This is a genomic window from Sphingobium nicotianae (assembly GCF_018603885.1).
In the GTDB taxonomy this organism is placed as follows: domain Bacteria; phylum Pseudomonadota; class Alphaproteobacteria; order Sphingomonadales; family Sphingomonadaceae; genus Sphingobium; species Sphingobium nicotianae.
Map to the genome: position 1 here is coordinate 197155 of NZ_JAHGAW010000011.1, position 10402 is coordinate 207556.

A 10402-nucleotide genomic window follows, 5' to 3' on the forward strand; every position below is an offset into this window, starting at 1 on the left:
GTCGCTCTCCTCACGCGGCAATGATGTGGGTGGTTTCGACATTGGCGCGCATGAACCCGCCGGGATTCCAGATCGGCTTCATTGGTTGTGTGACGCCAGACGTGCTGGTGCAGCGCGACATGAGGGCGACGCGGCCCCGGCGGGGTAGCGGCACGCGTGCGTCCCACCGCCGGAAACTATATTTGCCCTGATCGGGGCCAAGCACACTTTTATACCAGGTGTGTCCGCCGTCGGCGGAGACGTCGACCCGGGCGACCCCCGCGTCGCCGCCCATCGCAATCCCGCCCAAGGGGATTGCGGCCTCGAAGGCAATCGTCTGGTCCTCCGACAGGCTGGTGATCCAGGATCGCGGCACCATCCGGCTGATCGGTACCGCCGGATAATTCTTCGCGCCCGGCGCGACATTGGCGCCGGGCGTCGCCGGCACTTTATAGGCCTTGGCCATCCAATACTCGTCGTCCGGGCCGGGCAGCACCTCGATGTCGTTGAGCATCTTGACCCAATAGGTCGAATACCAGCCCGGCACGATCAGGCGGATCGGAAAGCCGTTGAGCAAAGGCAACTGCTCGCCGTTCATGCCGAAGGCGATCATCACGTCGCCGTCGCGGGCGTGATCGATGCCAAGCGACTTTCCGAAATCCGGCGCACCGGCGACGACGGGCTGGTCGAGTGCGCCGAAGCGGACCGTGACCGCACCCGGCTTGATTCCCGCGAGGTCGAGCAGGTCACGCAGCCGCACGCCGAGCCATTTCGCATTGCCCATCGCGCCATGGCGCCATTGCGCGCCCGGCACGCGCGGCTCGAACAGGCCGCGCGAATTGCCAGAACATTGATTCACTGCGGCCATCTCGACACGAGGCAGGCGCAGCAATTCTTCCAGGCTGATCGACAGTTGGCGGGCGACATGCCCTCGCACCGTCAGCCGATAGGTCGTGGCATCGATCGATGTCGGGATTTCCGCCCAGTGCCAGCGCACGAAGAAGCGGTCATTGGGCGTGAAGACGTCCTGGTCGAACACTTCGATCGGCGTCTCGAGCAGCGGCGGATGGATGCGCTGGAGGATCATGCTGCCCTTGCCGGGGAAGGCGTTCGTGATCGGGCGCTCGGACGGCCCGCCGGGCAGGGCCAGATTGGCGAGGGTCTCGGCCAAGCCAGGGCCGGCGAACGCCGCGGCGCTGCCTATGCCGATCCCGCCGAGTAATCGGCGACGGCTGGTGGCGTGGGCGAGGAGGGTGTCAAAACGATCCACGGCATGCTCCTTTTCAGGCGGCGCTGGCGATGCAGGGTGAGTGAAACAGGCGACCGCTCCAGGCGCCGGAGAGGGTCTTGCCGGCAACCAGAATCCACATTGCGAACAGGACGATCGTGAGAAGTGCGCCGACCCCGCCGAAGAAGGCGAGATGAAGCGCCGTGCCCAGCCTGAAGCTCGCAACGGTGTAGACGCCGAACGGGAAGGTGTAGCCCCACCAACCCAGATTGAACGGGATGCCTTTACGCCAGTAACGGGCGGTGATCAGCGCCGCGAGCGCCAGCCACCACAGGCCATAGCCCCAGATCATCAGCCCCCCGATCACGCCGAGGCCCGCGGCCACGGCGCCGAGCTGCGCCAAGCCATGGGCGGAGAAGATCTCAGGCGCATCGCTGCCCAGCACGAGCAGACCGAGTGCGCCGGTTCCGATCGGCCCGAGTGCCAGCCAGCAGGAGGCGGCCATGCTCTCATGTGGCAGCCGGTGCAGCGCCAGGCGCAGCATCAGGATCGTCAGGATGGCGAAGGCGACGGGGACCGAATAGGCCCACAACACATAGCCGGTCACGAGTACCGTGATCTGGCTTGCGGCGGTGTCGAGGTGCGGCACGAGCAGGCCGCCACTCGCGCCCGCCACCTCGGCTGCAACGACCGGCAGCAGCCAGATCGCCGTCATCCGCTCGAGCGCATGGGCGTGACGCGTGAACATGAAATAGGGGATCAGCACCCCGCAGGCGAGCGCCATCGCCACGTCGATCCACCACAAGGCATGGGCAACCGGCAGGACGCCGTCGCCGAAGCGCGGCAGCCCGAACGCCACGAAGCCATTGATGATCGTCGCGAGGCCCATCGGGATCGTGCCTAGGAACATCGACATGCTCTCATGTCCGAATATGCGGCGTGCCTCGTTCGTGAAGAGGATCCAGCGCACACCATAGAGGCCGCCGAACAGGCAAAACAAAGCGATGTTGAACAGCCACAATGCCTCGCCGAGGGGCGCGAGCGCTGGGCCGATGTTCGGAAGCTGGGGCAGGGCCAGCGCCAGGATGCCCGTGCCCATGGTCGCGGCGAACCAGTTGGGCGTGAACTGGCGGATGATCTCCCGAGCGTTTTCGAAGCCCAGCAGGCCGCGCGTCGTGGAAGGCAGCGAGGCCATCATGCCAGCTCCTTGACCAGATCGGTGAGCGCATCGGCGGCGCGGGTGCGATAGCGCTCCTTATGGCGCAGCGCGTGGAAGCGTCTGGCCGGCAGGTCGAGGGGCAGCACATGCAGCGTACCGGCGGCCAGTGCCGACGCGACTACCAGCTCGGACAGGACTGCGACGCCTGCGCCCGCTTCGACTGCGGTGCGAACGGCTTCATTCGACGGCAGCGTCATCGCGATCGTCAGCGTTGCCGGATCGACGCCGTCGCGGCGCAGCGCCTCCTCGAAGGATGAGCGTGTGCCCGATCCCTGCTCGCGGACGATTCATCGCGCCTGGCGCATCCAAGCCTCGTCGACCACCTCCACCGCCTCGCGTCCGACCAGTACCATCTGGTCGCTGGCGATGGGCCAGTGCGCGAGAACGGGTTCGTCGATCATGCCTTCCACGAAGCCCAATTCCGCCGCGCCGCTCAGGACGCGCGCGGCGGCGCCCTCGCTATTGTCGATCGCGAGCTCGACGGTGATGGCCGGGTAGCGATCGTGAAAGGTCGCCAGCCTTGGGGGAAGCCAGTAGCTGGCGATGGTCTGGCTGGCGACGAGCCGCAACGTCCCGCGCTTGAGCCCGGCATAGTCGGCCAGTGCCTGTTCAGCACTCGCCGCGCGCCCGAGGACCGCCCGTGCCTCGTCGAGGAGCATGCGGCCCGCCTCGGTCAACTCGATGCCGCGGCCGACCCGGTTGAACAGCGGCACGCCGTGGCGCGCTTCCAGCGTGGCGATCGCGGCGCTGGCGGCCGATTGGGTGACATTCAGCGCCTCGGCGGCGCGGGTGACATGCTGGCGTTCGGCGACGCCGACGAAGATGCGAAGCTGTTCAAGGGTCATGGGTTGGACCTCCAGGAGCGTTGATGCGCCATCATGATCCATCGGTCCATGCGATTGTTATTATGATTTCAATCGTAATTTGTGATTGATCATGGTCTGTCGGCCAGTGTTTTAGGACCCTCCGATGTCCCGCATGCACGAGCCGCCGTTTTGGGCGCCTCGCGAGGCGCTGTCCTCGGTTCCGCTCCCTGCAGCGTCTATTCCCGTCGAACCAACTAAATCGCCTGGTTGAATTGTGCCCTGGCGACGTCCGCGATGGGATGGAGCTCGGCCTCGCCGAGCGGCCCGACCAGGCTGAACCCGAGCCCATCGCGCGACCAGCTCACCGACGTCACGCGCCCGGCATTGCCCAGCTTCATCGGCGTGTCGCGATCGATCGCCATGTTGCGCGACAGCATGGTCAGCCGCGTGCCCTTGCCGTTGTCGAACATATAGAGCACCGCCGGGCCATGCGGCGTCGGTACGACGCGACCGCCGATGAAGCTGTATCCCGCGCCCGACAGATCGGGGATTGACACCGGGCGTTCCAGGCGGCGCGAAGCCCATTGGATCAGCTGCGGCGCGTCGGCCGCCTTGATTTCCACCGGCCGGCCCATATCGGGCGCGTAGACCGCATAGCTGTCCGTGGCTTCCTGGGCGAGCGCAGCGATGCCCGCGCGCGGAGGCTCCTGCGCCGAGCGCAGGCCCCAGCCTCCCACGCCGCCCATGACCATCAGCAGTAGCGCGGCAGCCACCTGCCAGGGGCCGCTGCGCCAATTTCGTCGCTGGCGCTGGTGACGATCGATCAGGCGGCTGAGGTTGAGCTCCGCCGGCACCGGTTCGTCCGCAATCGGCCCCAGCGCATCGCGCATCGCGCCGCGCAGTGCCCGGTCGAGTGCGATCCGCTCGGCGACCTGGGGATGGTCGGCAAGATACGCTTCGACCTCCGCCCGACGGCGGCTGTCGATCGCATCGTCGATATAGCCCTGGAGGTCGTCATCGGTGATCGGGCGACCGCCGTTCATTTCACTCTCCTCAGATAGGGTGCGGCGGGTTTGTCACGGCCCGTAATCTCGTCGCGCAGGCGAGCCCGCGCGCGCGACAGCCGCGACATGACCGTGCCGATCGGTACGCCCAGCGCCTTGGCCGTGTCGACATAACTCAGCTCCTCGATGGTCACGAGCAGCAGGACCGCGCGCTGGTCGTCGGGCAGGCGATCGAGCGCCTGCATGACGTCGCGGTGATGAATACCCGCTTCCTGGTCAGGTGCGCGCGCGATCGTTGCGGGACTTGCGTCCTCGACCGGCACGTGCGGCCCGCGCCGCGCCGTCTGGCGCAGTCGGTTCATCGCCAGATTGTGCAGGATCGTGAACAGCCAGGTCCGGGCATCGCCGTCGGCACGCCGCTGGTGCCAGCGGCTGATCGCGCGCTCGAGACAGTCCTGCACGAGATCGTCCGCCGCCACGCTGTCGCGCAGCAGCACGCGCGCATAGCGCCGCAGCCTGGGGATCAGCGGCTCAACCAGGAGCATCATGTCCTGCATGGCGCTCAGGGCTGCTGCACCTGGACGAGCATGCCCGGGGCGTTGGCGGTGCCTTCACGGATCGCGAGCCAGCGTCGGCTGGACGGTGCGTCCGCCTGGACCACCTGCCTGATCGGGCCGGTCGCATTGACGATAGCCGAGCCCGCCGGATTGGTCGTGAAGTTGGCGAGCGGCTCGACCTCACCGGTGCCGTCGGCATTGGCCGCAAGCACGAGCTGATAGGGGTGCTTGGGCATCAGTCCCGTCACCGAGGCCTGCAGAATCTGGATCAGGCCCTGGTCAAAGAGCGTAACGCTGGTCACCGCCTTGCCGCCCATGCCGAGCGCCAGCTTGGTCGTCTGGCCGGAGACACCGAGCGGTTGCAGGTTCTGAAGTCCATCGCCCTGTGGCACCGCATTGGCGACATAACCGATGGCCTGGGGCGCCTGGCCGATCGGCACGGTGCCGACAAGTCTGTTGGTCACGGTGTCGATTATCGCCAGGCCGTCGTCATTCTCAAGGCCGACGAAGATGCGGCGACCATCGCCCGATGGCCAGACGCCGTGCGGAAGTCGTCCGACCGGGATGGTTGCGACCTTCTCATAGTTGTCCGTCCGGAACACTTGCACCTCGCCGAGACCTCCGACGGTAACATAAGCGAAAAGGCCCTTGGCCGTCCGCGCGAAATTGACGTGGTTGGTGATCGGACCGGTCTCGATCACCTTGAGCGTGGCGAAGGGCGCCTTGGCGTCGATCACGACCGTCTTGCCAATGTCTTTGAGCGTATACCAAACCTGCTTACCGTCCGGCGTTGCTGCGATGTTGGGGCAGAAGGAGCTGGGCTGCGCGACGCGGCCGACGATGCTGTGGGAAGCCACGTCGAACACGACCAGTTCAGGATTGAACGACGAGCAGACATAGCCGTATTTTCCGTCGGGCGAGAAGATCGTCATGCCTGGCCCACCCGGTGTCTTGAGCCTTGCCGTCTCTTCATAGGTGGCCGGATCGAGCACCGAGATATAGTCCTCACCGCGCACCGTCACCCAGACCTCCTTGCCGTCCGGCGTGAAGAAGGCCTCGTGCGGGCTGCGGCCGACATAGGTCGTGTGTTTGACGCTGTTGGTGGCGGTATCGATGAAGGTCACGGAGTTCGATCCGATCGAGACGACCGCCAGCGTCTTGCCATCGGGCGAGAAGCCAAGCCCGTGGACCAGCACCTGGCCCTTGTAGAGCGGGCTGAAATTGGCCGGTTGAGGATCGCCCAGGCGGATCACGCCGAGCAGCTTTCCATCGATCGGATCGGTGACCGAGACGGTGTTCGAGAATTGCTCGGCGGCATAGACGCGGTCGAGATGGCTCGCCGGAACGCTGCGGTTCCAGGGCGCTTGCGCGGCATCCTGGGCGAGCGCGGGGGAGGTTGCTGTGGCAAGTGCCAGGAATAGGGCCGTGGTCTTCATGTCAATGTTCCTTCACGGGGTTTCGTGGCCGGGCTGCTGGGTGGGAGCGGGCGCGGACGGGGGCAGAGGGTCGCCCATCGCGAGGCGCATCGCCGCGATCTCCTGCTGCTGATCGACGATGATCTCCTGGGCGATGCGCTTGAGATTGGGGTCGGAGCCATAGCGCAGCTCCGCCACCGCCATTTCGATCGCGCCCTGATGGTGCGGGATCATCATGTTAACGAAATCGCGGTCGACATTGCCGGTGGCCGGCACGTGCATGTCCGCCATCATGCGGTCCATCGCGACGCCCATTGCCCTGGCGAATTCGGATGGCAGCCCCGACGCCTGCGCGGCCGAGGCGACCAGCAAAGCTGCTGGGAACAGGAATTTGGATCGGTTCATGCTGGCCCTCATTCGATTACGAATGAGCGTTTGACACCCGCGCGATCAATTTATTCCATCGAGCAATGCAAAAGATGCAAATCATCAAGGTTGGTCAACGAGCGCTACCTTCGGGTGCGCGTTGCGTGCCGCCGCCCATTCAGACTGCGACGCCCGCCTTTGTGAACCGAGCATAAGCGATGAAAGAGGCGTTCGGTGGCTAGCCCCGCTCGTGGGCAACAGCTGCGCCAGGTGGGAACGCGCTTCGGTATTGTCGAAAGTCCGCGAGAGAAAAGCTGCCGTACGCCTACTCCCTATGAGGTTTGCCCTGCCGCAATGGCGGGTGGAAAATCCCGAGCAAGGTGGTCGATCAGTGCGCGGACCGCAGGTGGCAGACCTCTCCGTGTCGTGAATACGAGGTGCACGTTCCCAACTTGTGCGTGCCAATCCGGCAGCACTCGTACCAACTTGCCCGACTGCAGCATGGCGCGGCAGACACGGTCGGGCAACAGTGCGACGCCAAGACCGGCAACGGCGGCGCTGAGTAGCTGATCAATATTCGTGCAGCCGAGACGGGGCTCTACACGAAGCATCTGCTTTCGACCGTCGGTTGCCTCCAGATTCCAGCCTGCGACGTCATGCTCATCGTCCGTCGACAGTGCAGGCAGCGATGCGAGCTGTTCCACCGAGGCGATCTGACTAGCAAGCTGGGGACTGGCAACGAGGATCCGGACGGATCGGCCCAGTGACCGGACCGTGAGTTCCGCATCTGTGGCGAGATCCACCCGCACCCGCAACGCCAGATCGATCCGCTCTTCGATAAGATCGACGGCGCGGTCCGTAACGATCAGCTGCAACCGTACCTTAGGATATCGAGCGAGAAAGGATGTCACCACGTCCGAGACAGGCGCGACCATACCGGTCGGGCAGCTGAACCGGATGCGGCCATGCGGTTCAACCTGCGCCTGCATCACCAACGCCTCGGCCTGCTCGGCCTCGGCAAGCATAGCGCGGCATCGCTCGTAAAAGGCCTGACCGGTTTCGGTCACACGGAAACGCCGGCTCGAGCGCTCGATCAAACGAAGCCCCAATCGTTCCTCAAGCGCCGCGATCCGCCGGCTGAGCTTGGATTTGGGCTCACGAAGCGCGCGACCTGCCGCGGCGAAACCGCCGTGACCGACGACTTCCGCGAAATAAGCAAGATCGTTCAGGTCGGCGCGCATCATCGTTCCTTTCGTGGAACGCTACGTGCCAAAATCGCCGACTACAAGCAACGTCGTCCCGGCTTCATCTCCAACGAGCGGCAGTCCGCCGCAGAAGATGCAGGAGACGTACAATGACAGATCGTTTCAAGAGCAAGGTGGTCGTCGTCACCGGCGGCACCAGTGGCATCGGCCTTGCTATTGCCAAGGCGTTCGTCGCGGAAGGCGCGGCGGTCTTCATCACCGGCCGCCGTCAGGAGGTCCTCGATGCCGCGGTGAAGAAGATTGACGGCCGGGTCACGGGCGTGCGCGCCGACATGTCGAAGCTCGCCGACATCGACCGGGTCTATGATGCCGTCCAGCAGCAGCACGCCCAAATCGACGTCATCATCGCGAACGCCGGCGGCGGCACGATGCTTCCGCTGGGCGCGATCACCGAGGAGCAATATCAGCAGACGTTCGACACGAACGTGAAGGGCACGATCTTCACCGTGCAGAAGGCATTGCCGCTATTAAAGGATGGCGGCTCGATCATCCTCATGAGTTCCAACGCCGGTTCCTCGGGAACGCCCGCGTTCAGCGTCTATGGCGCGAGCAAAGCTGCAGTGCGCAACCTGGCGCGCAGCTGGATCCTCGATCTCAAGGACCGTCACATCCGCGTGAACGTCGTCAGCCCGGGGCCGACCGACACGATCGGCCTGACCGACGTATTCGGCGGCGGCAAACAGGCGCAGGGCATCAAGGACTATCTCGCCACGCAGATCCCGGTCGGCCGCGTGGGCGAGCCCGAGGAGATCGCCAAGGCCACGCTCTTCCTGGCATCGGACGATGCGAGCTTCATCAACGGTGCCGAGTTGTTCGTGGACGGCGGCATCACCCAGATCTGAACTGGATGGTCCGACCGCCCAAGAGATCAGCCGGTCGGCAGCTGCCCCGACGCGGGGCGCTACAATGATCGCTCAACGCCCGCGAGATGCACGTCTGGCGATCACCTTTGCGTAGGACACAGCAACATGTCAAAAATGGAAGATATTCAGCTTACCCGTCGCACCTTCGCCAGCGTCGCCGCGACCAGCGCTCTAGCCACGATGGTCCCCCCGGCGGCGGCTGCCCACAGCGGCGTTGACACGACTACCACGACCTCCGGCAAGCCGGGGACGTTCTGGCCCAACGGGGCGCGGCTGGCGATCAGCATCTCCCTGATGTTCGAAGGAGGCGGCCAGCCGGTCTCAGGAGCCGGAGGTGCCGTGCCCGAGCCGATCAAGCCCGGTTACCCCGACCAGGTAACGAACGCCTTTTTCGAATATGGCCCGAACGAGGGCATCCCGCGGGCGCTCGATCTGTTCGACAAGCACGATATCAAGATGACGTCCTTTATGATCGGCGAGGCAATCGAGAAGCATCCCGAGTTGGCGAGCGAGATCGTGCGGCGCGGCCACGAGCCGGGCGCGCATGGCACGATCTGGTCGGCCTCCTACGACATGTCGCGCGAGCAGGAAAAAGCATTCATCAAGGAATCGGCCGACACCATCCGTCGCATTACCGGCGTGCAGCCGATTGGCTGGAACGCTTATTTCATCCGCAACTCGGTCAACATCTCGGAGACGCTGCAAGACCTCGGCTTCCTCTACAGCATCGACGAGCCGAGCCGCGACGAGCCCTTCATCATTCCGGTGCGCGGCCGCGATTTCGCCATTGTACCCTACACGCTACATATGAACGACATGAACTTCCCTTTCCAGGGCTATGACCCGCATGCCCACGAACAGGCGCTTCGCGACGAGTTCGACCAGCTTTACGAAGAGGCCGGGACCAGGCGGCGAATGATGGTGATCGGCATGCACGACCGCCTGAGCGGCCACGCCAATCGCATCCGCGTGCTGGATCGTTTCTTCACCTATGCCAAGAGCCATGAAGGCGTGTGGTTCGCGCGCAAGGACGAGATCGCCCGCTGGGCGCTTCAGCAGCGACAGAAGACCCCAATCGTCCATCGCGGACCGCCTGCTGAAACCGGACTGCCGTAAATTTCCATGCAGAAAACAGACGCCCCGCGTGAAAGGGGCGCCTGTTCTTCCTCATCGACGACGAGCCTATCAAATCAACCGAAGACGGCAGCCGTGTCGTGAGCGCGCTGTTGTCGATCTTCTCCAGCGTCGCGCTGAGAGTGAATTGGTCATCGGCAGCCGACGTCGCGCGGAGCATGGCAGCGCAATCCTGAGGTTTGGCGGGCCGCCCGGCGAAACGCCGAGCAATCGCCAACTAGGGAGGTCCGCTTTTTTGCGGAAACGGACCTTTAGGCTCTTTGTACTGAACGGCTCACTTTGGTCGGCAGCAGGCCTCGCGCACACCGTGAACGATCGTCCGCTTCCCCTTCATCGCCGCTCAAAAGCAGACATTCCGGACTGTTGTCTAATTGATTTCGACATTGGTATCTCCTCCACCGCTGGCCAATGGTTGTCTGCGAGGTCACCGGACTGCCGGGGAGGCACCTTGTCCGAGCCTTCATGATCGCGGCCGGGCGTTATGGGGTGGACGTCTCTGTGTCCGACACGAGGTTTGATCCTCCACGATCCGGGCGAGATCGTCCTGGCATGGCTGAGCGGGCGAA

General features: G+C 64.5%; 9 protein-coding genes and 1 pseudogene. 2 read left to right on the top strand and 8 right to left on the bottom strand.

Features of this window, described 5'->3' with window-relative positions; genetic code table 11:
* Window positions 1-10 precede the first annotated feature (10 nt).
* From KK488_RS16805 to KK488_RS16840, 8 genes and pseudogenes are all read right to left on the bottom strand, one after another.
* Window positions 11-1249, bottom strand: a complete 1239-nt coding sequence (locus tag KK488_RS16805) for a molybdopterin-dependent oxidoreductase (RefSeq protein WP_214624851.1) — start codon at window positions 1247-1249, stop codon at window positions 11-13.
* A gap of 13 nt (window positions 1250-1262) precedes the next feature.
* Window positions 1263-2405 carry a TDT family transporter gene (locus tag KK488_RS16810; protein ID WP_214624852.1) on the bottom strand — a complete coding sequence of 381 codons (1143 nt, stop codon included), beginning with the start codon at window positions 2403-2405 and terminating at the stop codon, window positions 1263-1265.
* Window positions 2402-3271: pseudogene (locus KK488_RS16815) on the bottom strand (LysR substrate-binding domain-containing protein). Before KK488_RS16815 ends, KK488_RS16810 begins: the two are co-directional and overlap by 4 nt.
* Before the next feature lie 215 nt (window positions 3272-3486).
* The gene (locus tag KK488_RS16820) at window positions 3487-4275 is read right to left on the bottom strand and encodes an anti-sigma factor family protein (RefSeq protein WP_214624853.1); all 789 of its coding nucleotides are present in this window, start codon (window positions 4273-4275) and stop codon (window positions 3487-3489) included.
* Entirely contained in the window at window positions 4272-4784 is a 513-nt protein-coding gene (locus KK488_RS16825) for an RNA polymerase sigma factor (RefSeq protein ID WP_250890590.1), read from the bottom strand. Before KK488_RS16825 ends, KK488_RS16820 begins: the two co-directional genes overlap by 4 nt.
* Window positions 4785-4798: 14 nt before the next feature.
* Entirely contained in the window at window positions 4799-6229 is a 1431-nt protein-coding gene (locus KK488_RS16830; protein ID WP_214624855.1) for a YncE family protein, read from the bottom strand.
* Window positions 6230-6241: 12 nt separating this feature from the next.
* The gene (locus tag KK488_RS16835; protein WP_214624856.1) at window positions 6242-6613 is read right to left on the bottom strand and encodes a DUF305 domain-containing protein; all 372 of its coding nucleotides are present in this window, start codon (window positions 6611-6613) and stop codon (window positions 6242-6244) included.
* Between the two features lie 293 nt (window positions 6614-6906).
* On the bottom strand, window positions 6907-7815 hold the full coding sequence (locus tag KK488_RS16840; RefSeq protein ID WP_214624857.1) for a LysR substrate-binding domain-containing protein: 909 nt from the start codon (window positions 7813-7815) through the stop codon (window positions 6907-6909).
* Between the two features lie 113 nt (window positions 7816-7928).
* Here KK488_RS16840 and KK488_RS16845 point away from each other — a divergent pair, with 113 nt between their 5' ends.
* Entirely contained in the window at window positions 7929-8681 is a 753-nt protein-coding gene (locus tag KK488_RS16845; RefSeq protein WP_214624858.1) for an SDR family NAD(P)-dependent oxidoreductase, read from the top strand.
* 126 nt (window positions 8682-8807) lie between these two features.
* Window positions 8808-9818: a polysaccharide deacetylase family protein gene (locus KK488_RS16850; RefSeq protein ID WP_214624859.1), complete on the top strand. Its 1011-nt coding sequence runs from the start codon at window positions 8808-8810 to the stop codon at window positions 9816-9818.
* Window positions 9819-10402 lie beyond the last annotated feature (584 nt).